The 26,206-nt window shown below is 34.2% G+C and carries 19 protein-coding genes; 14 read left to right on the forward strand and 5 right to left on the reverse strand.

Annotation, left to right across the window (positions count from 1 at the left end; genetic code table 11):
• The first annotated feature begins 16 nt into the window (after nucleotides 1-16).
• Both P2086_RS09275 and P2086_RS09280 read left to right on the forward strand, forming a co-directional pair.
• On the forward strand, nucleotides 17-1,798 hold the full coding sequence (locus P2086_RS09275) for a BatD family protein (RefSeq protein WP_317900171.1): 1,782 nt from the start codon (nucleotides 17-19) through the stop codon (nucleotides 1,796-1,798).
• A complete protein-coding gene (locus P2086_RS09280; RefSeq protein WP_317900172.1) occupies nucleotides 1,795-2,544 on the forward strand; it encodes a tetratricopeptide repeat protein in 750 nt (249 codons plus the stop codon). The genes P2086_RS09275 and P2086_RS09280 overlap by 4 nt, the downstream gene beginning before the upstream one ends.
• Before the next feature lie 18 nt (nucleotides 2,545-2,562).
• Here the strand turns inward: P2086_RS09280 and lipA are convergent, their stop codons facing one another.
• Together lipA and P2086_RS09290 are read right to left on the reverse strand one after the other, a co-directional pair.
• On the reverse strand, nucleotides 2,563-3,426 hold the full coding sequence (lipA, locus tag P2086_RS09285; protein WP_317900173.1) for a lipoyl synthase: 864 nt from the start codon (nucleotides 3,424-3,426) through the stop codon (nucleotides 2,563-2,565).
• Between the two features lies 1 nt (nucleotide 3,427).
• On the reverse strand, nucleotides 3,428-4,138 hold the full coding sequence (locus P2086_RS09290; protein ID WP_317900174.1) for a hypothetical protein: 711 nt from the start codon (nucleotides 4,136-4,138) through the stop codon (nucleotides 3,428-3,430).
• 112 nt (nucleotides 4,139-4,250) lie between these two features.
• Between P2086_RS09290 and P2086_RS09295 the strand changes: the two genes are divergently transcribed.
• The 4 genes from P2086_RS09295 (at nucleotide 4,251) to P2086_RS09310 (ending at nucleotide 8,354) form a co-directional block, all read left to right on the forward strand.
• Nucleotides 4,251-4,655: an OsmC family protein gene (locus tag P2086_RS09295; RefSeq protein WP_317900175.1), complete on the forward strand. Its 405-nt coding sequence runs from the start codon at nucleotides 4,251-4,253 to the stop codon at nucleotides 4,653-4,655.
• Between the two features lie 42 nt (nucleotides 4,656-4,697).
• Entirely contained in the window at nucleotides 4,698-5,957 is a 1,260-nt protein-coding gene (locus tag P2086_RS09300) for an MATE family efflux transporter (protein ID WP_317900176.1), read from the forward strand.
• Nucleotides 5,958-6,071: 114 nt separating this feature from the next.
• Nucleotides 6,072-7,625, forward strand: coding sequence for a histidine kinase (locus tag P2086_RS09305; protein ID WP_317900177.1), 1,554 nt, complete (start codon nucleotides 6,072-6,074; stop codon nucleotides 7,623-7,625).
• Nucleotides 7,626-7,631: 6 nt separating this feature from the next.
• Nucleotides 7,632-8,354 (forward strand): LytR/AlgR family response regulator transcription factor, encoded by a 723-nt coding sequence (locus tag P2086_RS09310; RefSeq protein WP_317900178.1) that lies wholly within the window; start codon nucleotides 7,632-7,634, stop codon nucleotides 8,352-8,354.
• A 197-nt stretch (nucleotides 8,355-8,551) separates the two neighbouring features.
• Here P2086_RS09310 and P2086_RS09315 read toward each other — a convergent pair whose 3' ends face one another.
• From P2086_RS09315 to porU, 3 genes are all read right to left on the reverse strand, one after another.
• Nucleotides 8,552-10,093: an ABC transporter substrate-binding protein gene (locus tag P2086_RS09315; protein WP_317900179.1), complete on the reverse strand. Its 1,542-nt coding sequence runs from the start codon at nucleotides 10,091-10,093 to the stop codon at nucleotides 8,552-8,554.
• Between the two features lie 188 nt (nucleotides 10,094-10,281).
• Nucleotides 10,282-11,520, reverse strand: coding sequence for a type IX secretion system outer membrane channel protein PorV (porV, locus tag P2086_RS09320; protein ID WP_317900180.1), 1,239 nt, complete (start codon nucleotides 11,518-11,520; stop codon nucleotides 10,282-10,284).
• Between the two features lie 48 nt (nucleotides 11,521-11,568).
• The gene (gene porU / locus P2086_RS09325; RefSeq protein ID WP_317900181.1) at nucleotides 11,569-15,480 is read right to left on the reverse strand and encodes a type IX secretion system sortase PorU; all 3,912 of its coding nucleotides are present in this window, start codon (nucleotides 15,478-15,480) and stop codon (nucleotides 11,569-11,571) included.
• A gap of 129 nt (nucleotides 15,481-15,609) precedes the next feature.
• Here porU and P2086_RS09330 point away from each other — a divergent pair, with 129 nt between their 5' ends.
• From P2086_RS09330 to P2086_RS09365, 8 genes are all read left to right on the forward strand, one after another.
• Nucleotides 15,610-16,557, forward strand: coding sequence for a PorP/SprF family type IX secretion system membrane protein (locus tag P2086_RS09330; RefSeq protein WP_317900182.1), 948 nt, complete (start codon nucleotides 15,610-15,612; stop codon nucleotides 16,555-16,557).
• A gap of 60 nt (nucleotides 16,558-16,617) precedes the next feature.
• The gene (locus P2086_RS09335) at nucleotides 16,618-18,285 is read left to right on the forward strand and encodes an SUMF1/EgtB/PvdO family nonheme iron enzyme (protein WP_317900183.1); all 1,668 of its coding nucleotides are present in this window, start codon (nucleotides 16,618-16,620) and stop codon (nucleotides 18,283-18,285) included.
• 63 nt (nucleotides 18,286-18,348) lie between these two features.
• Entirely contained in the window at nucleotides 18,349-19,683 is a 1,335-nt protein-coding gene (locus P2086_RS09340) for a UDP-N-acetylmuramoyl-tripeptide--D-alanyl-D-alanine ligase (RefSeq protein ID WP_317900184.1), read from the forward strand.
• A 3-nt stretch (nucleotides 19,684-19,686) separates the two neighbouring features.
• A complete protein-coding gene (locus P2086_RS09345) occupies nucleotides 19,687-21,024 on the forward strand; it encodes a dicarboxylate/amino acid:cation symporter (RefSeq protein ID WP_317900185.1) in 1,338 nt (445 codons plus the stop codon).
• Nucleotides 21,025-21,107: 83 nt separating this feature from the next.
• Nucleotides 21,108-22,985 (forward strand): membrane protein insertase YidC, encoded by a 1,878-nt coding sequence (gene yidC, locus P2086_RS09350; protein ID WP_317900186.1) that lies wholly within the window; start codon nucleotides 21,108-21,110, stop codon nucleotides 22,983-22,985.
• Between the two features lie 87 nt (nucleotides 22,986-23,072).
• Nucleotides 23,073-23,411: a hypothetical protein gene (locus tag P2086_RS09355; protein WP_317900187.1), complete on the forward strand. Its 339-nt coding sequence runs from the start codon at nucleotides 23,073-23,075 to the stop codon at nucleotides 23,409-23,411.
• Between the two features lie 73 nt (nucleotides 23,412-23,484).
• Complete coding sequence (locus P2086_RS09360; RefSeq protein WP_317900188.1) at nucleotides 23,485-23,802, forward strand: hypothetical protein; 318 nt, start codon at nucleotides 23,485-23,487, stop codon at nucleotides 23,800-23,802.
• 57 nt (nucleotides 23,803-23,859) lie between these two features.
• A complete protein-coding gene (locus P2086_RS09365) occupies nucleotides 23,860-26,196 on the forward strand; it encodes a TonB-dependent receptor (RefSeq protein WP_317900189.1) in 2,337 nt (778 codons plus the stop codon).
• Nucleotides 26,197-26,206: the final 10 nt, after the last annotated feature.

The raw sequence follows: 26,206 nt of genomic DNA on the forward strand, positions 1-26,206 counted from the left end.
GGTAACTTGCATAGCAATGAACAAGGTTAAATTTTGGATAGTGTTCTTATTTTCTTCGGTCTTGTTATTTCAATATAACAAAGCTCAGAGTTTTTATGGACAAGTAAGTTCAAAAAAAGTTCAGGTTGGAACGCCGTTTGATTTTCAAATAGTAATTACTGTAAACGCAAGTAATTATATACCGCCTGCCTTTAAGGATTTTGAAGTAGCTGCGGGACCATATCAAAGCAATAGTTCGCAAAACATAAATGGAGTTGTAAGCCAACAAATTATACTATCTTATGGCTTGGTTGCAAAAAGAGAAGGTAAATTAACTATAGAACCAGCAAGTATTGTTTCAGGGGGACAAAAATTGGAAAGTCAGTCAATTACAATTGAAGCAGTAAAAAGTGCAGCAGCGGCAAATGCTCCTGATCCAAAATCGAATTCAAAAATAGATGGCGGTGATTTGTTTATAAAAACAGGTCTTAGCACAAAGAAATGTTACATTGGTGAGCAGGTAACCATCATACAAAAGGTTTATTGTCGTTTGCAAATTGTCGGACTTCAAAAGTTCATTCAACCTTCCTATGACGGATTTTATTCTCAGGCACAGGAGTCTACAAGTAAAGGAATTGTAAGCGTTGAAAATGTAGATGGTGTAAATTACAACACTTATGAGTTATACCGTACTGAAGCTATTGCAAATAAATCGGGAAAAATAACTCTGCCTTCGATTGAACAAGGGCTGGTTATTCGAAAACAGACCAGCTCAAAACCAAGAAATATTTTCGAACAATTTTTTGGAGCAAATGGTTATGAAGATATAAATGTAAACGCATATAGTAAGCCTGTTACCATTGAGGTTTTGCCACTTCCAGAAGAAGGTAAACCAGAAAATTTTAATGGGGCGGTTGGTGTATTTCAATGCAAAATTCAGGTTACGCGGAATGAGTTAAAAGCTAACGAAGCTTTTAATTTGAAGATGACGATTACAGGCAAAGGAAATTTAAAGTTAGTTGGTGCGCCTAATCTAGAACTTCCGGAAGGATTTGAAACTTACGCACCTAAAATTTCCGAGGGGGTCAATTCTAAAACGTTTGATTACCTTGTAATTCCTCGTAATGAAGGGGAGTTTCAGCTTAAAGGACTTGATTTTAGTTATTTTAGCTTAGATACAAAAAGATATGTGACAGTTCCTTCAGGAGAAATTCTAATTAAGGTACTACCACCGGACCCTAATAGTGTGGGAGCTCAAGTTTATACTTCACATAGCCAGGTAAAAGAAACAGAGAACGATGTCCGTTATATTAAGAAGGGAAATTTCGAACTTCTTAAATCAGAGAAGGAGTTTTTTAATTCGTCAACTCATATTATTTTACTCATTCTTCCTTTATTAGGATTAGTTGCAGTTTTAATTCTCAGAGGAAAATACATTAAAAATAACAGTAATCAAGCGCTTGTGAATGAGCGTAAAGCTGCTAAACTCGCAAAAAAGCAATTAGTTAAGGTTGAAAAACTAATGCTCGAAAATAAAAAGGATGAATTTTATACTGAAGTCCTTAATGCAATGAATAATTACTTAAGTCATAAATTATTTATTCCTGTTGCAGACTTGTCACGCGATAAGGTTAAAACAATATTGGTACACAAACTAATTAACGAAACTACAATTAATAAATTGGTGTCAACACTTGACACGAGTGAATATGCAAAATATGCACCAGGCGCAGTTAGTGGGGATTTACAATCTGTATACAGAGATACTGTGGACTTGATAACGGATATAGAACAACAATTAAACAAAAAAGCAGGATGAAAAATGTAATCTTCATAACATTAAGCATTCTTTTCTTTGCCTCGCCTGCATTTTCTAATCCTTTCTTAGAAAAAGCAGAAAAAGCTTATGACTCTAAAAGATACAAGGAAGCAATTGAGAGTTATGAGAAACTAATTCAAGAAGGCTACACGTCGTATCAACTCTATTTTAACCTAGGAAACTCTTATTACAGAAATAATGAACTAGGCAAAGCAATTTATTATTATGAATTGGCACGAAAAATTGAACCGAACGATGAGGATGTGCGACTCAATCTGGGAATAGCAGCGGGCAAAACAATCGATAAAATAGATGCTAAAGAAAACTTTTTCATCAGTGCTGTAAAAACAAACCTGCTATCTTCCTTTTCTACAACAACATGGGCTAAGCTTACAATTATCGCTTTATTTTTGGCAGCGGTTCTTTTTTTCTTTTTTATTAGTTCCACTCAACTTCTTGTAAAACGAATTTCTCTTGTATTAAGTTCTGTTTTATTTATCGGTTTTTTTATAACTTATTTTCTTGGTTCTTCTGCGGTAAACGCGAAGTATGAGAATAAGTTTGCAATCATTCTTGCAAAGGAAATTAAAATAATGAATGAGCCAACAGCTCTCGCTAAGGTTAAATTTTCTTTACACGAAGGCACAAAAATTCGTGTGGTGGAGAATAACGGGGATTGGTTATTAATTAAACTTGATAACGGCAACGAAGGTTGGGTAAAGATTAATGATGTCGGCATCATTTAGACTTCGTAAAATTTTTTCTTAGAAGATATGTTTTTCGGCGTGGTAAGAAGATCTAACCAAAGGCCCGCTTTCTACAAAACGAAACCCTTTTCCTAACGCATACTCTCTGTACTTTTTAAAATCATCAGGATGCACAAATTTCGCTACAGGTATATGTTTAGGAGTTGGTTGTAAATATTGCCCAATTGTAAGAACATCACATTTAACGTTAGATAAATCATTAATGGTTTCATAAATTTCTTCTTCGGTTTCTCCTAACCCAACCATTAAACCGCATTTAGTTTTTACATCCGCTTCATCCAAACGTTTCAAAACTTCTAAACTTCGGTCATATTTTGCTTGAATTCTCACTTGAGCTGTCAAACGTCTAACTGTCTCAATGTTATGTGAAACGATATCTGGTTTTACATCAATGATTCTTTGAAGGTTTTCCCATTTTCCAGCAAAATCAGGAATTAAACACTCGAATTTTGTTTCAGGACTAATTGCTCTTATTTCTTTGATGGTTTCTGCCCATATAATTGAACCGCCATCTTTTAAATCGTCTCTATCAACACTTGTAATAACGCAGTGCTTAACACCCATCAGTTTAACAGAGTAGGCTATACGTTTTGGTTCATCCCAGTCTGCCGGTTTTGGTTTACCTGTTGCAACAGCACAAAAACCACAACTACGGGTACAAATGTTTCCAAGAATCATGAAGGTAGCAGTGCCAGCTCCCCAACATTCGCCCATGTTTGGACAGTTACCACTTTCGCAAATTGTGTGAAGTTTATGCTCGCTAACTATACCGCGAACTTTAACATATTCTTTACCGGTCGGTAATTTTACACGTAACCAATCAGGTTTTTTAACTCTTTTAAGATTGTCTGTCAATTCCATTTTAAAACCATTTTCTACCAAACACAAAGCCTACATGAAATGTAATAATGAAGTGTTCTGTTGGGTTAAATGCCATCATAGGGATTGCTTTAGGAAAGTATTCCACCCAAATGCCTGTTTCTATCGCTCGAATTAAATTTGTATAAGGAGCGTATTCGAAACTTAAATCAAATTTCCCGCACAGCCCAGGATAAATTTTCATTTCTGATAACCCTTTAGCGTATCCTCCGCGCCCAATTATATTTCCACTATCAGGAGGAAAACTTTCAGAATCAAATTTAATATAATCAATTTTCTTAGGCTCTGAGTTTTTATAAATCTGTAAGTAATAGGGTTTCGCAAACGCAAACACAGGGCCGATGGAATACGAGTACCTAATTTCAACAGCTTTTATATCACCTTTTTGAAAAAGAATATTTTGTAATCCAATCCCTCCTCTTAACAAAAAGACCGTGTTTAATTTCCCATAAACAAATCGGCGTTTATTTTCAGATTCACCTTGACTATTAACTTCTTTGGGATGGTTTAAAGTTTGAAAACCGACTTCGTAAAAACTCCTTGTTTTCGCGGTAACATGTTTACTCCGTTTTATGAGAAAACCATAACCGCGCGTATTTGCGTAAATTTTCCCACTGAAGTCTTTGCGATACAAAACATTCAATGTAGTGCCATTCTCATTGGTACTGGGTAGATTTTGGTTTTGCGAAAACATAACATTCCCAGACAAATAAAGAAAAGAAATGCATATAAAGTGCCTCCAAAACATCCTAACAAAAGTAAAGATTTACAGGCTATTATCCTATTTTTGTGTAAAATTAACGCCTATGACAAGCAAAGTAAAATACTTGGGAGAACTTAGAACAGAAGCACATCATCTGCAGTCAGGTGAAATTATTATTACCGATGCTCCAAAAGATAACTATGGAAGAGGTGAAGCCTTTTCTCCAACCGATCTCGTAGCAACAGCATTAGCAAGTTGTATGATTTCTATTATGGGAATTGTAGCCATGAAGGAAGGTATTACTACTGTTGACGGTGCTCACGCTGAAGTAACTAAAATCATGTACCAAGAACCGAGAAGAATTGGAGAGATTCACATTAAGATTTCATTCCCAAAAAAAGAGTATTCTGACAAGGAAAAAAAAATATATGAACATGCCGCTCATACCTGTCCGGTTGCAAAAAGTTTGCATCCTGATTTAAAACAGATTATTGAATTTGTTTGGTAAAACTAAAAATTCAAAGATTCTTCTTTTGTAAAATATAAACTTATGTTTAAAAATATAATTTACAGTCTAATTACAAAAGGATCTGTTGCAATAATTAATTTTATAATCCTGATTATTTCCTCACGGTATTTAGGAGTTAGTTCAAGAGGAGAAATAAGCATTTTTATATTAAATATTACTGTCATTCAAATAGTAAATGACGTATATACGGGATACAGTATTGTCCACTTTATTCCTAAATTCAATTTTATAAAAATTATTGTATATGGAGTCATTTTTACACTCATTTTATGTTCATTAAGCAATAGTTTGCTTTGGATTTTAAATAAACAGGTAAAAGGTTATGAGTGGGTGGGCTACATTTTATCTTTACTGGTTATATTAAACACATTTAATTGTGTTTTATTACTTGGGAATGAAAATATTAAAGCATATAATTTTCTTTCTTTTATACAACCGTTCTTGTTATTGTTTGGGATTGGCTTCTATTTATTCGTCCTGAAGAAATACACATTTGATGCATTCGTTTACCCGCTTTTATTTTCTTTTTCTTTTTCTTTTTTAATTTCAACTTTTTTGCAGTTTCGTTTTTTAAAGAGGAAATTTACTGTAAATAAGTACCAACTGAAACCAATTTTAGTGAATGGATTTATGTTTCAGGTCGCAACTCTTACGTTTGTTTTTGTTAATAGGTATAGTTATTATTTGTTACCTGATATTTCTAATGTAGGACTCTATTCATCAGCTTCTTCATTGATGGAAGCTGTGCTTATAATTGTTAACGGAATTTTCCCGGTACTCCTTGCCAGAGTTTCCAATGCAGGTAATACCCCTAAAATTATTGATCTTACGTTGGTTTTGAGTAAAGCGAGTTTCTTATTTAGCACAATGTGCGTGCTGATTTTACTCTTAATTCCCGATTCATTTTTTGTGTTTATTTTAGGAGAGGGGTTTCATGGAATAAAAAATTTAATGTTACGCTATTCTCCTGGAATTTTATTAATAAGTTTATTTGGTTCGATGAGTTATTATTTCTCAGCGATTGGAAAACAAAAATTAGTTTTTGCTTGTTATAGTATTGGCTTTATTTCATCATTAATATTTGCCCCGTTTTTAATTTCGAGATATGGTGTTAACGGGGCAGCCCACAATGCTAACATAGCTTATTTGCTGATAGCAATAGCGGTATGCTCATCTTTTATGAGGATAACTAAGTTAAGCTCGGAGCGTTTTTTTTCATTCAGAACTGATTACAAGTATCTGAAAGATTTTATTTTTTCTAAAGAGATAGCTCACCTATAGGTTAAGTAAAATTTTTAAAATTAAACGCATAAAAAGGAAGTATTTTATGCGAATTATTTTCGTTAATTTGAATTCAATAAACAGTTTATTTTTATTCTAGTTAAAACACCCTTGATGATAAATACACGTTTTATTCTTCTTCTTTCTTGTGGTTTTTTATGTCAATTATTTGGGTATTCGCAGTTGGACAAAGGATTAGTTTCTTCTTATTATTTTTCCGGAAATGCTAATGATGATGTCGGGCAATTGAATGGTGTTATTAGAGGCGCAAGTCTTGCCACAGATCGTTTTGGTAATGCATTCGCCGCCTATTGCTTTGATGGAAAAAACGATTATATTTCTTTAGGTACGCACACAGATCTAAAACAATTTGTAATGAGCCTTTCCCTTTGGGTTAAACTTAATGATTATAAAAGTGATCGGCAAAATTATGCCGGAATGCCAATATTAGTTACGAAAGCACGTATTTCAGTCCAACGTTACGAAGCATATGTGCTCGCGGTTCTGGATAACGGAAGATTTTGTGGTGCCAATACCTCCACCTTGGAAGATCAGGTAACAGCAGTTACTTATACAAAAGCAGTAGTTGATGTATGGTATCATCTCGTTTATATGTTTGACACCGATACAAGTTATTTATATTTAAACGGCGACTTTCAACAAAAAGTTTTCAAAGGCTTTGCAACCAATTATGCTGTTAGCGATTCTATCATGTTTGGTCATGTTGGTAACAACATGCCCGATACCTTTAAGTATAAAAATTATTCCTGGTTTAATGGCTGTATTGATGATGTAAAGTTTTACAATCGCTTACTTACGCCAAGAGAAATTAATGAACTATATCACGAACCAAATCCAAAGTTTATTGGTGAACAACAAGCTGAGCAAACAATTAAGCTTGGAGATACAGTAATTAAGTATTGGAATTTTATTTTACTAGTTATCGTATTTATTGTTTTTGTTATCTTAATTATTCGTTGGCGTATTATTTATGTCAGAAAAAATGAGCGGATCCAGAATGAATTGCAAAGCAAATTCGCTCAACTTGAAATGAAGGCACTTAGAAGCCAGATGAACCCTCATTTTATTTTTAACGCAATAAACTCAATACAACATTATGTGCTTACAAATGAAAAGGAATTAGCAAACAAATATTTAGTAAAATTCTCGCAGCTAATGCGTAATATTCTGGATTTAAGTAAACAAGAATTAATTACCCTTTCAAGCGAATTAGAAACTATTAACTTGTATTTGGATATTGAATCTCTGCGTTTTAACAACGCTTTTAGTTATGAACTCAAAGTATCTCCAGATGTTTTTTTAAATGATGTGCGTTTGCCTCCATTAATCATTCAACCTTTTGTTGAGAACGCTATTTGGCATGGTTTATTGTTAAAAGAAGGCAATAAAAAATTAACTATTTCCGTTTCTAAAAAAGAAGATTATCTGGTAATTGAAATTGACGATAATGGAATAGGGAGAGAGGCTTCACGAAAATTTAGTAAACAGGAATTAAAACGAAGATCTTTTGGTATGGATATAACTCAAGATAGGTTAAATGTTTTAGAAACAGTGTTTGGATTGGTTATTTCATTTAATTTACTCGACAAAAAAGATAACAAGGGAAGCTCACTTGGAACAACAGTTTTTATTAATGTTAAATTATAATTATTTATGTTAAGTGCTATTTTAGTGGATGATGAAGAAAAGTCTTTGAAAAATTTAACAATATTATTAAATGAATATTGTAATAATGTTGAAATTATAAACACAGCCTCAAACGCTCTTCAAGCAGTAAAATTAATTCTGAGTAACAAACCCGACCTTGTTTTTTTAGATGTACAAATGCCGGGGTATAATGGATTTGATGTACTTGAGCAAATAGGGGAAGTGTCGTCAACAGTAATTTTTACAACAGCGCATAAAGAATATGCCATAAATGCACTACGCAAAGGAGCTTTCGATTACCTTTTAAAACCAATTGATGGTGACGATTTAAAAAATTGTATTCTTAGAGCTACAGAAAAAATATCAAAAGAAAAAAATTTAGACCTTAGTCCAAATGCTAACAAGGGAATTATAGAATTATCTGTTAAAGATGGAATCATATTTATTAGGCAAGAAAAAATTGTTCGGCTTGAAGCTTCTGGAAGTTACACGGTTTTTTTTATGGACAATGATATAAAACATTTAGTTTCTAAAAGTATGAAAGAGTATGAGGCACTTCTTGACCCAACTGTTTTTTTTAGATGCCATAACTCTCATATTATTAATTTAAAAATGGTAGCTAAATTCAATAATAACAATGGATATTTTGCGGAATTAACAAATGGCTCGGTTGTTGAAATAGCAAGAAGAAGCAAGGATCTTTTTTTACAACGATTAAAAAATATTTAGTTCCAGCTAAACAATAGTGATATTTAAGCAAAGAGATACTTTCGGATTAATTGCACCTAATCCTTATTGAGTGCTCGGGATAGAAGATGTAAGAATTTCTTACTAGAATAATGACTTGAAGTCACTACAAACACTTCTGCGGTAAGTTTTGAGTTTTTAACTACCTGTATAGTGTTTAGCCCATAACTAGTAATGACTTATCTCTTCTCTTTAATTACCTGTTTTAAGTTTAAAAGATTTAACGGATTCGCAGTTAGGCCAGTAATGTGATGATTAACTAAACGAACTACTTCATCATAGAATAATGGAATAACAGGTGCTTCATCTATTACAATACTATCCATTTGTCTATAGAGTTTTATTTTTTCTTTTTCGTTCTTTTCTTTTAAGACCATTTCATAAGCTCGATCAAAAGCTTCATTTTTAAAGTGAAAAAAATTGACGCCTTGCGGTGAGAAATTTTTACTATAGAATAAACTCATGAAATTCTCCTCATCTGGATAATCTGCAAACCACGATTTTTTGAACAAAGTGTATTCGCAGTTATTCACAGCTTGACGCAATACAGATGGCATTTCTACACTAATAGTTACTTTAATGTTGTTTTCTGCTAATTGTGATTGAATAAATTCAACTTGTTCTTTATAATCGTTTGTTGCATGCAAAGAAATTTCAGGTAAACCTTTCCCATCGGGAAAACCAGCCTCAGTCAATAGTTTTTTTACCAAATCTGGCCGGTAAGTGTAGCCTTTCACCTTATCAGGATCGTAACTCTTCATGCCTTTTGGAATAAAACCCGAATTAGCAGCCGTACCAATACTATTTCTAAGAAATTTTACAAGTTTATCGCGATCAAAAGCATAATTAATTGCTTTGCGAATTGCTTTAAGTTTTAGTGGGGATTTTTTTACGACTTCTAAATTTTCATCAATAAGAACTCCAATATAGTCTGTTTTTAGAAACGTTTCCTTTTGTAGGTAAAATTTTTTACTATAAAATTCTCTCAAACTGCCGTCTTTATTTAGAACTTCGTTTGAATTAAAAGCCTCAGCTCCGCTTAACATATCAAATTTTTCGTTTAAAAGTTCCATAAAGGCTGTTTCTCTGTCTTTAATAAAGGATACCGTCACCGCGTCTAAATATGGTAACCGCTTTCCATTGGAATCTTTTTCAAAATAATTTTGGTTTTTTAATAATATAAGTTTGGTTCCCTCTTCCCAAATTTTAAAAATAAAAGGGCCTGTACCTACAGGATTACGCCTAAAATCAAATTTGTAATAATCTATAGCCTCGTATGGAAGTACACTAAAGTACTTCATTGTTAAAATATTAATAAAAGCGCTAAACGGTTCTTTAATATATATTTTAAGTAGAGAATCATTCACGGCAACAAAACCTTTGTAATTTGTTTTTTCACTCCGATCAACTTTATCTAATAATGAAGTCGCACTGCTAACTTTACTGTCAAACAGTCTGTTGAAACTATACACAAAGTCTTTAGCAGTAACTTTTCGTCCCTCACCATTCTCAAAACAAACATTATTATGAAAAAAAACATCGTTGCGTAAATAAAACGTATAGCATAAACCGTCTTCACTTATGTTAAAAGAATGCGCAATACAAGGTTTTACATTTAAGCTATCATCCATTTGGACGAGACCATTAAACAATTGGTTTACGGGTGAAATATTTTCAAAATTACTTGCAGCGGCTGGATCCAGCGACGTAATTCCGTTCATTTCATTGTAGTTGAATATTGTTCGGGAATCGTTTCCATTATCATTTTCTCTGCAGGATATAAGAAAAAAAATAAAAATGAAAAAAGGTAGAAAGATAATTCTTAGCATATACAAAGATGGTCTTTGCATAGGCTATATGTTTGAAGTGCACTGTGCAATTATGCACAGCGTTGTGTGAAGAGTTGAAACTAAGGTTCTACTTTCGGAGTATCACTTGCAGTACCAGCACCATTAAAATTAAAACTTAATGTGACGCGCCAGGTTCTTTGCAAAGGATTATTTATAGTGGTAGGAATTAAATAAGAGAAATCGACGCCGATGACATTAAAATTAGCACCGATACCAACAGTAAAAAATTGGCGAGATCCTTTATTTTTAGATTCATGAAAATAACCTGCTCTTACTGCAAATATTTTATTGTAAGAATATTCCATTCCTACACTTGTGTTTATCTCTTGCATTTCTTCCTTAAACCCACCTGGTGCATCACCGAAAGATTGAACAATACCGGTAGGAACAGAAACGTTAGGATCTTTCCCTTCGGCAATTTCCTTTTTACCTGTCGCAGGATTTATCTCTATCTCAGTTGTTGGATTTCCAAGAGAATCAGTTCTATATTTATAAATTGGCGGGGTAGGCACAAGTAGTTTATTAAAATCAACATAGAGCCCAAACGTGTTATAGTCGTCTATTTCAACTTTAAGACCACCACCCAAGCGTAAATTACTTGGAATAAAATTTTGATCGTTCGAATATTTAATTTTTGCACCAACATTTGTAATTGCAAGTCCAACTGTTCCAATGCAGTTTTTACCGCCAAGTTTAAACTTATCACTTTTATAAAACATACTTAAATCAACCGCAAAAGTGCTTGCAGCATTACCAGAGTTTCCATTAAAATATGCTTTACTAATACCCGAATAGATATAGCGTGTAGCTACACCAAGCGAAAAGTTTTTAGAAAGTTTTTGAGAAAAAGCAAGATCAATCGCAAACTCATTTGGTTTATAATTACCTGTGGATGTTCCGGTTGCGTCGGTAAGCTCAATATTACCTAAACTAAAATAACGAAGTGAAGCTCCAACGGTTTGTTTGTCATTTATTTTAGCATAACCAGCCAAGTAATAAACGTTAATATCGGGAACTAATAATCTAAGCCAGGGAGTAACTGTACATCCAACCCCAAATTTTTTATCCATAAAAGCAAGTTTACTTCCATTCCAATGAATAGAATTAACATCCGGGTCGGTAGCAGCTCCAACATCTCCCATTGCGCCTTGTTTACTGTCAGGACTGATCAATAAGAAGGGTACTGCAGTTGTTATTGCATTGGTTCCACCACCAAGCTGATCAGAATTAATTTTAGACTGAGCAAAACTTGTTTCAGTTACAATTAAACTTAGTGCGATTAAAAGATGTTTTTTCATTAATGTGTTTTACTATAAAAGGTGCTAATTTTTCGGGCTACTAAAATACTAATTTAGAATAACCAATTTTTCAATTTTTTCAGCTTTTTTATTCTCAACGTCTAAGATAGCTAATTTATAGATATAAACACCTCGGCCAAGTTTATCTCCATAGTCATCTCTGCCATCCCAGTCAATCCCTTCAGACAAAGACCCTTCGCAACTGGTAGATTTTTGTAATGTTTTAACTATTTTTCCACTCACAGTATAAATTTGCACAGTTACCTTAAGAGGATTACATGCTTGATTATGTTGAAACATAAATTTAGTGTGAGTAGTAAAGGGGTTCGGGTAATTTAAAACGTGTTTTAATGCAAGTTCAGCACTATTTACAACAATAAAATCACTAGTTACTGTTGTGGAGTTATTTTGTATATCCCAAACTTTAAAGGTTAGGGTATGTTTACCTTCTTCCAATTTACCGTAGGGATAGCGAACCCTCCCGCTCTGATAACTGTTTAGATTGGATTCGTAATAATCATTAAGCACAATTGGTTTACTTGTATTTGCATCAAGAATTACTGAGATGTCATGGCCAATTCCAGTTCCAACAGTATTAATACCGCTTGAATCTACTAAATCGGCAAAAAGAACCGGTCTCTCACTGGTTACACCTCCTGCTACAAAATTTTTATCATCTAGAAATAAATTCACCTGAGGCCCTTCGTTATCAATTATTTGACTGGTCGCTGAACCTCCTCCAACAACAATCTTATTGTAATAACCACCTGCATCAACAACACCATTCGTTGCATAGTAACTTATTTTACCTGGCCCTGGAGAAAAACTAATGTCTTTCGGAACGATAAATGTGAAAGAAAAATCTCCATTTGTAACAAGAGATTTACCTCTGTACAAAATGTTTTTTTGCATATTAAACGTAAAGGGGACTATGTTACCAGCCGTGCCAGAACTAACTCCCGACTCAATTGTATTTAATAAACAAACAATTGTTTGCTCCTTGTCGAAAACTGTGGGATAAATGATACCATTAAAATTACTAAGTTTTTTACCACCTTTATCAGCTACAAATCCTTTTACAGTTATTTTTGATAGTGATCCTATTGTATCAGATGATGTCGGACTTAAAGCGACATTGTTAAAGTGCGATGTAATTACTTTTTCTTCCGGGTAAGCCAAGGTTAATGCCGGATCGCCAAGCAAATGAAAATTAGCGTAATAGTATTTTTGTGTTAACTGCGCTTTAGTTAGTGCAATTGCATCTCCTAAAGTAGGCCATTTACCGTTTGGCAAGCGTGTAAATAATCTTTTTAAAACTTCCGTATTTATTAATTCATTAAAGGTGGAATAGGCTACTCGACACGTTGTATAAAGTGCAATGGCGCCTCCTTTAGGATTTAATAAACAAGCCTCACCAGCCGACGTTCTACCTGGATCATCATATCGACTGAATTCGCATGTTGCAGTAATAAACAAAGGTAACTTATTAAAATTATTAAGAGTATTGATGATTTCCATATCAATCATTCGTTCTGCCGTTAAACCAACTTCACCTCCATGACCAGTATAATTGAAAATCAGCGCACCTTTATCAATCCTCTTTAAAAAATCACTCGCGGCGTCAGGATATCTATTTCCGCCGGGCGTGCTAAAACGTTGGTAAGCGTCAAGATTAATTTCATCAATATTGTAATCGGATGTAATATTTTTAACGGTTTTAACTAAGTTGTCAGATTGTTTCATGTGTGTTGCCCAATCTTCATCATCACCTAAAAACAACAACCAAGTACGCCAGTCCCCTAAAGGACTTTCATTCACAGCTATTCTGGTTTCAGGGGCAGAATTATTCTCCAAATAATTTGGATCTTTTCGGTAATAGTTTTCAATTTTAGCTATAACAGCTTTAACTTCTGCCAATGTGCGGCAAGGAAACCTTCCAATACCTATATCTACAGAACTATTTCCGTCTTCTTCAGCATTAGCACCTTCGTTAGGATCCATTAAAGCATAAAAATCGTCCGAAATAACGCTACGAATTGGGTCCAAAGATTCCTTTGATTCATATGTTGGAATAAGGTTGCTATTGCTAGTAACATTTCTGTTTTTATTATCATAAGAACCATCTCCCATTAAGAGCACATACTTCAATTGTTGATCCTCTGTAAGATTGATTGTTCGGCTATAAATCATTCTAATAAAATCTCTGATAGCTGAAATATCTTGTTTTCCACTTCCAAACTCATTATAAATTTGGTCAATAGTGGCAACAACATAACTTAAACCTTCTTTTTGTTGATGAAAGGCACCCAAACGTTCAGCTTCTTTTACAAACAATGGGTGGCTTACTATTATATAATTCGCCTTGCTAATAGCATGAAGGTTTTGATTTGCAATTTTCCCTACAAAAACTGGTGAGTAATAATCATTTATGGGGGCAATACAAAACTCATTTAGGGAATCAACTTTGCAAGTATAATTTATAGCCGAACCAACAGTAATATATGCTTGCTCAAAAGGATTTAAATTATCTGTAACATTCCATAAAGTAAAAACAGAATTTGGTGTATTGGAAATACTAAAATTACATACTTTACCCAAACCTTTTGAACGACTGTCTCGGAACGAAAACTGCTTCCCTCTAAAAGTTAGTGATCGTCTAGCATTTACAGTTAGTTTATCTAACCAGCCCACGCTTTTTGAAGTCAATTTTGATACGGCAAGTATAATGGACGAAGAATTGGAATTAATTGCTTTACCTGATCGTGTTACTTTTGATGCAAAATCTGAATAGGTTCCTATTTGAATAGCGGCAGTAGTTGCACGAAAATTTAAACCATTTCCATTCAAAATAAATGTTGTTGTATCTGTATATAAGGCCGCTACAGTTAATTCCGCATAGATAGAATCATTTAAGAAATCTCCGTCAGACCAAGAGAAGTTATATGAACTTGTAAGATCAAAATACTCCCCATAAAATTCTCTTCCGCTCTTGCCAAAGTTAATGATATCTTCTTCATGGTAATTTATATAATCATAAGAATTACTAATAAAATCAGGGTTTTGCGAGAGACTGGATTTTGATGCAATACGTTTTCCTTGTTCCTGACCAACATTTATGAAATAAAAACTGGTGTCACTATAAATGTTTTTTATAGGTTTAAATTTTAAACTTGTAGCTGAATTGGTTTTAATCCATTCGGTGGTAGAGCTTGCATAAAACAGTGCATAATCAAACAAACCGTCTTCACTTAATACAACTTTTATTGAATTTTCTACCAAATCATCGTATCTAAAATCTTTGTTACGTTCAGGAAGCATTTTGCCACCATTTCCAAAAACTCTAATTTTATTCGGATCTAGATTAGCAGTGTTTATTCCAATAGAATTAAAAAAGGCTTTGCTTAGTTTGTGTATACCCGTTTCTGTAACAGCAATTTTGTACCATTCTCCATTTGCAAGAACTGACGCAGAAGCAAAGCTAACACTCGCAGCTTCTCGAGCTACGGAATTATTAAGGTTAGAAACTTGCCACGTTACATCGTAGTCTACAAGCTCTTCTAGTTGATTTAAAGCATTATATCTAAATGGAAATAATTTATAGTGATTTAAATTTTGATTTTTACTTAAACTTGCAACTTTTTCAGTAATGAACTGATTGCTGATAAAATCAGAAAAATACTTCTTTATCGCTTCACCGTGTGACTTTTCGACAGGAATCACTTTTTTAACGACTAATATTGGAATTGCCTGTTCATCGTATCCAGTTGCCTTTGAGATGGTAAAATAAGGCAAATCTTTCTTACGAATATCATAATCAGCGAGTGACATCTCAAGATGAATAAAAGCTGTATCAGTAGTGTTGGAGCGCAGGATACGCGATGACTCTTTTAACTCAGTCTGTGCAAAAAAAGAGAGTTGTGCGAAGAGAAAAATGGAAGTGATTATTCGGTTGAGTTTCATGGATATTATATTAATCATACAAAGTACAGCAAAATAACGGACAGAGTCTCTAAATATTGTTTTGTATTTTTTTTTGTTTTTCAAAATGTATTTATATATTTGTGAAATAGGTTAGGTTAATATGCTCATATGAATTCACGCGTTCTGTTCCCGATATTAGTGTTTACTGTGTTTTTATTTGACCTGAAGGCTCAAGATCCTCAGTTCACACAATTTTACGCTAACCCTTTGTATTTAAATCCTGCGTTTGCCGGCACGGCTCGTTGTCCGAGAATTTCCATGAATTATCGTAATCAATGGCCTAATTTATCAGGTAGATACGTTACATACTCGTTTTCTGGAGATCTTCACGTAGATGCTTTAGCAGGTGGACTTGGAATTTTGGTTACCACGGATGATCAAGCGCATGGAACCCTTAAAACGACTAATGCAAGTTTGGTTTATTCTTATCAAGCTGTAATTAATAGGGAGTTTTCTTTAAAATTTGGCCTTCAAGCAACTTATATGCAAAAATCTCTTGATGTTCAAAATCTCCATTTCGGAGATATGATTGATGCAAGACGTGGTTTTGTTTGGAATACCAGAGAAGCATTGCCTTCTCAAAATAAAAGTAATGCAGATTTCTCGGTTGGTGTTTTAGGATATAGTAAAAATTATTTCTTTGGATTTGCAGCGCATCATCTTAACCAACCTGATGAAGGGTTGTTAGGAAGCTCTAAGTTACCAGCGAAATTCACTGTGCATGCGGGTGCTATTATAACTTTGGAAAAAGGGAATGAAAGTTACCTCTCTCCTAATATCTTATTTCAATCTCAACAAAAATTTAATCAACTTAACTTAGGACTTTATTATGTTAAAGGACCATTTGTTGCAGGATTATGGTACAGAAATGCCGATGCTGTAATTGCATTGATTGGAATTAAGAATGATAATTTTCAAGCGGGCTATAGTTATGACGTAACTGTCTCAAAATTAGCAGGTAACACTGCTGGAGCGCACGAAATTTCGATTCAAATTAAGTTTGAATGTAAAACAAAACGGAAAAAATACAGGACTATTAGTTGTCCTTCTTTTTAACTATATTTGTAACCTTTTAGTAAATATAACGTTATAGCGTTTAATCATTGTCTTGTAATTATGAATATAAAATGGATAAAAAACCGTAGATCGCTAGCTTTTATTATGGCAGTTATCGTGGTTTCGTGCTCTCAGGAACGCTCTCCAGTGACTGGATGGGCTTATAATGACCCTGCAAACGGTGGTTTTGAGAAGCCGCCATATGAAGAGCAGGAAACTGGTCCTGGTCTTGTGCTTATCGAAGGTGGTACCTTTACTATGGGGCGTACAGAAAACGATGTTACCTATGAGTGGAATAATGTACCTCGAAGAGTGACGATATCTTCCTTTTATATGGATGAAACTGAAGTAAGTAATCTTTCTTATCTTGAATATTTATTTTGGACAAATAAGGTTTTTGGACCTGTTTTTCCAGATATTTACTACAAAGCGTTGCCCGATACGCTTGTTTGGCGTGAAAAATTGGCTTACAATGAGCCTTATGTAGAATATTACCTTCGTCATCCAGCTTATCGCGATTACCCTGTTGTGGGTGTAAATTGGTTACAAGCTAACGAATTTTGTGCTTGGAGAACGGATCGTGTTAATGAGTTTATTCTTATTCGCGAGGGTTTATTGGAACATACTCAAGCACCTTCTGATCAAGATTATTTCAGTACTGAAGCTTATCTTTCAGGAAAATGGCAAGGTCAGTTAAAAACCAAGCTTCCTTCATTTGACGGTCAAAACCCTGAGCGTGATGTTAAAATGGAAGACGGGATATTTTTACCAAAATACAGACTTCCAACAGAGGCTGAATGGGAATTCGCTGCTTATGGTTTAATTGGAAACACAATTGGAGAACGTATTACAGATCGTCGTATTTACCCATGGAATGGTCACGGCGTGCGTAATGCTACCGATAAATATTTAGGACAAATCAATGCGAATTTTGTAAGAGGGGCTGGTGACTACATGGGTACAGCTGGTTTCTTAAATGATAATGCTGACGTAACTGCTCCAGTATATAGCTACTGGCCTAATGATTATGGCTTATATAACATGTCAGGAAATGTATGTGAGTGGGTAATGGACGTTTATCGTCCAAATACACTTCAGGATGCGGATGAATTCCGTCCTTTCCGTGGTAATGTTTTTAGTACTCAGGTACGTGATAGTACTACTCTTGTTGGTGGTTTAGGTGGTGAGATTATGACAAATGTTGACGGACCAATTTACCAAAAATTCACGCATAAAGTTAATAACCCTACACGTCATGGAACGAGTGTTGATCCTATCGAGGTTGTTGATAGTGTTTTAGCGATAATGACTGTTGATCCACAAGGAAACAATAATGCTACGCCAGAAGGAAAATCTGATATTCCAGGTCGTGTTCAATGGAGAGAGGTTTCAAGTGCTGTATCAACAGATAATTTAGATGAGCGTAGAAACTATAAAGCCGCTGATTATATAAATTATATGGACGGTGACGTTAATTCGAGTATTTATTTTGCCGAAGGAGAAGATGCATACACCGAAAAGGCTGCAAAGTTAATGTATGAATATGCTAAAACATCTTTAATTAATGACAAGTCTCGTGTATTTAAAGGAGGTAGCTGGAGAGATCGCGCTTTCTTCTTAGTTCCTGGTACCCGTAGATATTTAGACCAACGCCAAGCTAGTGCATGGTTAGGATTCCGTTGTTCTATGACTCGTGTCGGTAGCCCAGTTGGCTTAGGTAGTAAATAAAAACTTTTAATAAATATTTTAAAACCCTTAGGTGATTGCTTAAGGGTTTTTTTATTTTGCAGAATGGCTCTTCCAATAAGTATTGAAAAACTGTATGAGGTTTATTTAAATTCAGGTCAGAAAATCTGCACCGACACGCGCAAGCTTGAAACAGATGCCATGTTCTTTGCGCTGAAAGGTTCTAATTTTAATGCAAATGAATTTGCACAAAACGCGATAGAAGCAGGATGCAGTGCGGCTGTTGTTGATGATCAAAAATACGTAACCAACGATAAGGTTTTAGTTGTAGAAGATGTTCTATTAACACTTCAACAACTTGCAAATTTTCATAGAAGACAATTCAAAATCCCGTTTTTGGCCATTACCGGTAGTAATGGTAAAACAACGAACAAGGAATTAATAAAAACAGTTCTTTCAAAAAAATACAACACACTCGCAACGATTGGAAATCTTAATAATCACATTGGTGTGCCGCTTACACTTTTGCGTGTAACAGAAAAACATGAATTTGCTATTATAGAAATGGGAGCAAATCATCAGGGTGAAATAGATGCACTGTGCAAAATTGCTGAACCAGATTATGGACTTATTACAAATATTGGTAAGGCTCACCTGGAAGGTTTTGGCGGTATTGAAGGTGTTAAGAAAGGTAAAAGTGAATTATATAAATTTCTAAAAAATAGCAACGCTAAGGCTTTTATTAATGGCGATGATGAGGTTTTGTTTGAGCTGGCGTTCGAGAATGATAAAATAACCTACGGAACTAAAAAGCTTTACGATTTAATTGGCAAAGATTGTACTAATGGGGACAATGTTAGCTTCAAGATGACAACACGTTATGGTGACAAAGATTGGAATAAGCATGAAACAATCCATACACAGATAATAGGAAATTATAATTTTATTAATTGCTTGGCTTCAGCTTGCGTTGGTAATTTTTTTAAGGTAAATGATAAACAAATAAAAGAGGCACTTGAACAGTATGTGCCTGATATGAATCGTTCACAATTAGTGAAGACAAAAAGCAATACAATTATTCTGGATGCTTATAATGCCAATCCTAATAGCATGAAGGTTGCAATTGAAAATTTTGCAACATATAAAGCGGAGAATAAACTACTTTTATTGGGTGATATGTATGAGCTTGGCGAATACAGCATAGAAGAACACCAGAGAATAATTGATTTATTAAAGGAAAAGAAATTTAAAAATGTGATCTTGGTTGGAGAAGAATTTTTTAAACTATCAGAAGGAAACCCGATAGCTATCGGATATAAAAATTTTAGAACAACATTGGAATGTAAAGATTATCTTCAAAAAGCTAAAGTATCAGAGAATACGGTGTTAATAAAGGGTTCTAGAGGAATGAAAATGGAAATTTTACAAGAGGTATTATAAATTATGAGCTATTTCAAAAAAAACAAATTAATTGGGTTTATTATTATTGCAATGATTTTGGGTCTAATACTAGGCTATATCATTAATCTATCAATTGATAGCAATGCATTTAAATACGATAGGTCGTTGACGGAACAGATATCAAATCCGACTATAAAAAAGCAAGTCGAAAAAAGTCTCACTAAATACGAAGTTCATCAATTAAGCGAGATTAAAAAAAGTGTAGCGTCTAATTTTTCAATACTAAGTGATATTTTTCTTAATCTAATAAAAATGATTATCGCTCCACTTGTTTTAGCAGTGCTCGTTATGGGTGTTGCCAAGGTGGGCGATTTTAAAAGCGTTGGGAGAATTGGTTTAAAAACGATTGTTTATTTTACAAGTGCAACATTAATTGCATTGGCTTTGGGCCTTGTAATTGTGAATGTGTTTGAACCTGGCAAAGTACTCCATTTAGAGCGTCCAGAGGCCTCTATTGATGCAGGAATCAAATCTTCTAAACAAACTTCTAAGAATTTTATTGATCATGTAATTCCTGAGAGTATTATTCGTTCTATGGCATCTAACGATATTTTACCTATTGTTGTATTTGCCTTATTTTTTGGTGTGGCAACTGCTGCTGTTGGAGAAATTGGAAAACCAATTATCAAAGCCTTTGATAGTATTGGACACATTATGTTTAAAGTAACGAACTACGTTATGAATTTCGCACCCGTAGGAGTGTTTGGTGCAATAACCGCAGTAGTCATTCAGCAAGGTTTATCAGTTCTTAGTGCATACGGTTACCTGATGCTCTGTTTTTTTGGAGGACTTTTATTTTTTGTTTTTGGAGTTTTATTTGCGATATGTATAATATTTAAAATAAATTATTTCAGATTGATGAAAGATATTAAAGAACCAATTTTACTAGCATTTAGCACAGCAAGCAGTGAGAGCGCCATGCCGCAGACGATTAAAGCTTTAGAGAGTCATGGTATTAGTAATCGCATTGTAAGCTTTGTTTTACCATTAGGTTATTCTTTTAATCTTGATGGTAGCATCATGTACATGACTTTTGCAACTGTATTTATAGCACAGAGCTATGGTATGGATATTTCAGCTGCAGATCAGATAAAAATGATGTTGATTCTGTTAATTACAAGTAAAGGAATGGCAGGAGTTCCCCGTGCCTCGCTCGTAGTAATTGCCGGAATGTTAACAATGTTTAAAATCCCTGTAGAAGGATTATTGTTATTATTGGCTGTCGATCAGTTTCTTGATATGGGTAGGAGTGCTACAAACGTAGTGGGTAATGCGGTTGCGAGTGCAGTAGTTGCCAGACTTGAGGGTGAAAAGTTTTAAATCTGAGTTAATAATTGAGCCCAATCTTTATGTTTTTTTACCGCTAAATAAATGCTAAATTTGCCGTCTTTAAATTAATTGAAGTGGATAAAAAATCGTTAATCGGGCTGGGTTTAATAGCAGCAATTTTAGGTGTGTGGTTGTATTTTAGTGGACCCTCAAAAGAACAAATTGCAAGAAATAAACAAATTAGAGATTCAATTGAAACGGTTCAAAAAGAATATGCGGCAATAGAGGCCGCAAAGATGGCGGCTCTTCCTCCAGTGGTTGCTGATACGCTTAAACAAACCGTTAATTTATCTGAGTCTGATAAATCTATTGCTTTAAACGATAAATACAAAGACTTTGCAATTTCTGCAGTCGGAAAATCTGAAACCTTTGTTATTGAAAACGAAAACGTAAAAGCTACAATTTCTAATAAAGGCGGTCAAATAGAAAAAGTAGAATTAAAAAAATATCATCGCCCGGATGAGACTGGCAGCCTAGTACTGTTTAATAAAGACTCTACAAATTTTTCTTTAAAACTAAATGCTTACGACAGATCTCGTTTGTTTTCAACAGATAGTTTTTATTTTAAATCTGTTTCGCAAACTGCTTCAAGTATTATTTTAAAACTTGAAACGTCCAAACCTGGAAGTTACATGGAGTTCGCATACTCCCTTAAACCAAACGATTATATTGTTGAGTCTGAAATTCGTTTTGTTGGAATGCAAGACATCATCTCTCAAACAGAAGACCAATTGCAACTCAATTGGAGCATGTTATTCCCAAGTCAAGAAAAATATATTGAAAAAGAAAAAAAGGCCGCTACTATTTATTTTAAACAAACTATCAATAGTCCTGATTATATAAATCCTGTGAAGGATGAAGAAAAAGAATTAAGTGAAGCCGATATAAAATGGGTATGCTTTAAACAGCAATTTTTTAATTCGACTATTGTTGCAAATAATTCTTTTAATAAAGCAGGAAGTTTTATAAAATCATCTTCTCGCCCTAATTCAACTACGGTTGTAAAGTCTGTGAAAAGCGAATTAGGTATACCATACAACCATGGCGCAGATGAAAAATTTTCTTATAAATTTTATTTTGGACCAAATCACTATTATACAATTTCGGACTATGGCTGGGAACTTGAGAGCATTATTCCGATGGGTTGGAGCATCTTCAGTTACATTAATAAATGGATGGTTATTCCATTGTTTAATTGGTTAGGATTTATGAATCTAGGAATCGTGATTTTGATTCTAACTATGGTGGTAAAAATTGTATTGCTGCCGATTGCTTATAAAACATATATGAGCGGTGCAAAAATGCGTGTTTTAAAACCGGAAACGGACGCATTGAACGCCAAGTTTGAGAAGAACGCAGATCCAATGAAAAAACAACAAGAACAAATGGCACTTTATCGAAAGGCGGGTGTAAATCCATTGTCTGGTTGCATACCTCTGTTGTTACAATTTCCAATTTTAATCGCCCTGTTCAACTTTATGCCAGCTGCCATAGAGTTACGTCAGCAAGGTTTTTTATGGGCTGACGACTTAAGTACTTTTGATAGCATCTGGAATTTTGGATATGTACCATTTATTAATTGGGCTTATGGAGATCATGTGAGTTTGTTTGCCTTGATGATGTTTGTGAGCACATTGGCCTATACGTATATGAATAGCAGTATGATGCCACAGCAGAATAATCAAATGCCTGGAATGAAATTTATGATGTATTTTATGCCGGTAATATTTTTAGCCGTTATGAATGATTATGCTGCCGGACTTAGCTGGTATTATTTCTTAGCGAATATGTTCACGTTCTTGCAAAACTGGATTATTAAAAAGATTGTGAGCGATCAAAAAATTCGATTGAAGTTAGAAGCGAACATGAAAAAGCCAGCTAAGGTTTCAAATTTTCAGAAACGTTTAGAAGACATGGCTAAACAGAGGCAGCAAGCTGTAAAGAAAAGGTAAAGAATACTTTAACTTTTTACTTGATCACTGGTATTTGTGTTAAAATGTTGCAACTGAAGGCAAAATTCTCTTAATTTGTTGTGTAAAATGTTTAAGAACAAGTATATAAAGATTTCTGTATCGGCCTTTTTGGTGCTTATGGCGCTTTGGGTAGCTACACCAAAGGTTTATATTCATGCTCTTCTACATCACGACCATTCTGCGATTTCAATTGATAAGGAAACAAAAGTAAAATCACATACATCAACCGATGATTGTGATATTGAGAAATATAATAAACCTTCTTACTTTAATTTATTTAAATTCATTTATAGTTTTATTCCATCCAAAGCAAAAAACACGAATAAAATTGCCGAAAAAGCAATTCATTTTAACAGCATTTCTTATGCTATTTCTCTTTTGAGAGGTCCACCAGTTGGACAGTAGTTTCGAGTATTTTTGGCGCCCAATAATTCTATTTGAACCAAATCAAAATTAAATTTATTATAATTATTTTAAAGTGAAAAAAATTCATTCATTTACCTCAGTACTCATGATCGTTTTGCTTCTTTTTCAATTAGTGGAAAAGGTTTCGCATGATTTTGAGCATTTCAGTGATGATCATTGTTCAAAGAAGGATATTCATTTTTGTAAAGCCGAACATACCTGTTCAATTTGTGATTATGTATTTTCTTCGTCAGCGACACCTCCAAATAATGAAGATTTAATTTTTGTAGTCTCAAAGGCAGGTGAAGAAACGAATTCAATCATTGCATTTAATACTTTAATTTCCCCCAAGTTTAAACTCTCTCTCAGAGGCCCTCCGGCTTGCGCTTAAGAGCGTTGTTCAGTTTTCAAATCAGGTAATTTTTATGATCATATTTTATGATCTATCATGTTTATAAAAAAACACATATTCTTATGTGGTCTTTTTTTAATTAGCTTCTTAGTCAAATCGCAGGATTGCAAATTGATATTAAGAGGTGTTATTGAGGACCAGGATAATAGTGAAACTTTAGGATTCGCTGTTGTAAAGCTGCTTAAGCCTGAAATGATCATTCAAACAAATGACAAAGGTGAATTCGTGTTTTCTAATTTGTGTGAGGGTGAGTATCAAATTTTAGTTCAGCACATCGGTTGCAATGACACTCTGTTTACAATAAAACTCAACAAGTCAAAAAAAATTCTTTTGAAACTGCCTCACAGTATGAATAATCTTGATGAGGTGGATATTATGGACAAACGAACTGAGATGAAAAAAACACAAACTGTTGAGCAATTATCAGACGAAGAAATTCAAAAATCTAAAGGTCAGAGTTTGGGAGACGTTCTAAAAAACATAAGTGGCGTAACAACATTAAACACAGGCGCAACTATTTCTAAGCCAATGGTGCATGGTATGCAAGGGTACAGACTTTTGATTTTAAATAATGGTATCAGACAAGAAGGTCAACAATGGGGTAATGAACATGCTCCTGAGATAGATCCATTTATAGCAAAGAAATTTTCCGTGATAAAAGGAGTAGGGGCCATACGTTATGGAAGTGATGCTATTGCCGGTGTTGTTTTGGTTGAACCGAATGAATTACCCGACACTGCCGCTATGACTGGTGAGGTGAATTTAGTTGGTTTGAGTAACGGCCAGACTGGAGCAGTTTCAGGACTTTTGGAAGGTAGTTTCGAAAAACTCAAAGGCTTTAGTTGGCGCTTGCAAGGAAGTATGAAAAAAGGTGGTAACGTTAAAACACCAAACTATTTTCTTGCAAATACTGGTCTGGAAGAAAAAAACTTTTCTTATGCTTTGGGATATCACAGAAAAAAATGGGGAGCTGAAATGTATTACTCTCAGTTTAACTCTGCTATTGGAATTTTTCAAGGTTCACATATTGGAAATTTAACGGACTTAACTAAGGCACTACAACTTAATAAACCAATAGATAGTCTTGCAGCTTTTTCTTTTTCTATTGATCGTCCAAATCAGGTGATTGGACATGAACTCATTAAAGGCTTAACACATTACCATTTTTCTTCTAAGTGGCGAGCGAAAATTCTGTGTGCCTGGCAGTATAATAAACGACAAGAGTTTGACTTACGTCGCTTAACTACTTTAGAGAAAGAAACAGGCAAAGTAGCACCAGATCTTGATTTGGGTATTACTTCACAAACGGCTGATGCAATTTTAGAACACGATAACATAAAAGCGTTTAGAGGAATATTTGGTTTAAGTTATATGAATCAAAAAAACATTTATTCGGGACGTTTTTTTATTCCGAATTACATAAGCAATTCTTTTGGTGTATTTGCAACAGAGCGTTATGTGAAAAGATATATTGAAATGGAAGTTGGAATCCGCTACGATGAAAAGCATTTACAGTCTTATTTCTATGAAGGAAAGGATTGGAAAGAACATCTTAGAACTTTTAAAAATAGCACTTACAATGCCGGTGTAATTTGGAAACCAAATTCAGTGTTTAATTTATTTGTAAATGCAGGATCTGCCTGGCGTGCACCAGCACCTAATGAGTTGTACAGCAATGGCATTCATCAGGGAGCTGCAACAATTGAACGAGGGAATCCTGATTTTAAATCGGAAACCTGTTACAATTTAACAGCTACTGGTATTTATAAAACAAAAAAATTAAATCTAGAGTTGAGTGCTTACTACAATCGTTTTGAGAATTTTATTTATTTAAGTCCGAGTGGTGAATTAGAATTAACCATCCGGGGAGCCTTCCCAGTGTTTGTTTATAAACAAGATAAGGTAAAGATAAGTGGTCTTGATTTTAAATCAAATTATTTAATAAACAACTACTTTTCTTTTGGATTAAAAGGAATGATTGTGAGAGCTTGGAATTATAGTATAAGCGATTATCTTATTTATATGCCGTCAGACAGGTTAGACCTTAATTTTAAATTCAAAATTCCGGGTAAAAAAATGTTTCAAAATACCTATTTCCAAATCAATAATCAGTTTGTTGCAAAGCAATGGCGCTCTCCTTTGGACGTAGATTTTGCGCCTGCGCCAAATGGCTACTCTTTATTAGGGCTTGATTTAGGAACTGAGGTACAAATTAAAAAACAAAAATTATTAATAAATCTAAGTGCTACAAATTTACTAAATGCCCGTTACCGCGAATACCTCGACAGATTCAGGTATTACGCCGATGCAATAGGAGTTTCATATAATGTGCGCATTACAATTCCATTATTACTTTACAAAAAAACTAATTAAAAAACTAAAA

Source organism: Aurantibacillus circumpalustris (assembly GCF_029625215.1).
Classification (GTDB): Bacteria; Bacteroidota; Bacteroidia; order B-17B0; family Aurantibacillaceae; genus Aurantibacillus; species Aurantibacillus circumpalustris.

Bases quoted from the DNA above. Each gene is read 5' to 3' on its own strand.
- P2086_RS09275 (WP_317900171.1), top strand. From the start codon at position 17: ATGAACAAGGTTAAATTTTGGATAGTGTTCTTATTTTCTTCGGTCTTG.
- P2086_RS09280 (WP_317900172.1), top strand. From the start codon at position 1,795: ATGAAAAATGTAATCTTCATAACATTAAGCATTCTTTTCTTTGCCTCG.
- lipA (WP_317900173.1), bottom strand. From the start codon at position 3,426: ATGGAATTGACAGACAATCTTAAAAGAGTTAAAAAACCTGATTGGTTA.
- P2086_RS09290 (WP_317900174.1), bottom strand. From the start codon at position 4,138: ATGTTTTCGCAAAACCAAAATCTACCCAGTACCAATGAGAATGGCACT.
- P2086_RS09295 (WP_317900175.1), top strand. From the start codon at position 4,251: ATGACAAGCAAAGTAAAATACTTGGGAGAACTTAGAACAGAAGCACAT.
- P2086_RS09300 (WP_317900176.1), top strand. From the start codon at position 4,698: ATGTTTAAAAATATAATTTACAGTCTAATTACAAAAGGATCTGTTGCA.
- P2086_RS09305 (WP_317900177.1), top strand. From the start codon at position 6,072: ATGATAAATACACGTTTTATTCTTCTTCTTTCTTGTGGTTTTTTATGT.
- P2086_RS09310 (WP_317900178.1), top strand. From the start codon at position 7,632: ATGTTAAGTGCTATTTTAGTGGATGATGAAGAAAAGTCTTTGAAAAAT.
- P2086_RS09315 (WP_317900179.1), bottom strand. From the start codon at position 10,093: ATGAACGGAATTACGTCGCTGGATCCAGCCGCTGCAAGTAATTTTGAA.
- porV (WP_317900180.1), bottom strand. From the start codon at position 11,520: ATGAAAAAACATCTTTTAATCGCACTAAGTTTAATTGTAACTGAAACA.
- porU (WP_317900181.1), bottom strand. From the start codon at position 15,480: ATGAAACTCAACCGAATAATCACTTCCATTTTTCTCTTCGCACAACTC.
- P2086_RS09330 (WP_317900182.1), top strand. From the start codon at position 15,610: ATGAATTCACGCGTTCTGTTCCCGATATTAGTGTTTACTGTGTTTTTA.
- P2086_RS09335 (WP_317900183.1), top strand. From the start codon at position 16,618: ATGAATATAAAATGGATAAAAAACCGTAGATCGCTAGCTTTTATTATG.
- P2086_RS09340 (WP_317900184.1), top strand. From the start codon at position 18,349: ATGGCTCTTCCAATAAGTATTGAAAAACTGTATGAGGTTTATTTAAAT.
- P2086_RS09345 (WP_317900185.1), top strand. From the start codon at position 19,687: ATGAGCTATTTCAAAAAAAACAAATTAATTGGGTTTATTATTATTGCA.
- P2086_RS09355 (WP_317900187.1), top strand. From the start codon at position 23,073: ATGTTTAAGAACAAGTATATAAAGATTTCTGTATCGGCCTTTTTGGTG.
- P2086_RS09365 (WP_317900189.1), top strand. From the start codon at position 23,860: ATGTTTATAAAAAAACACATATTCTTATGTGGTCTTTTTTTAATTAGC.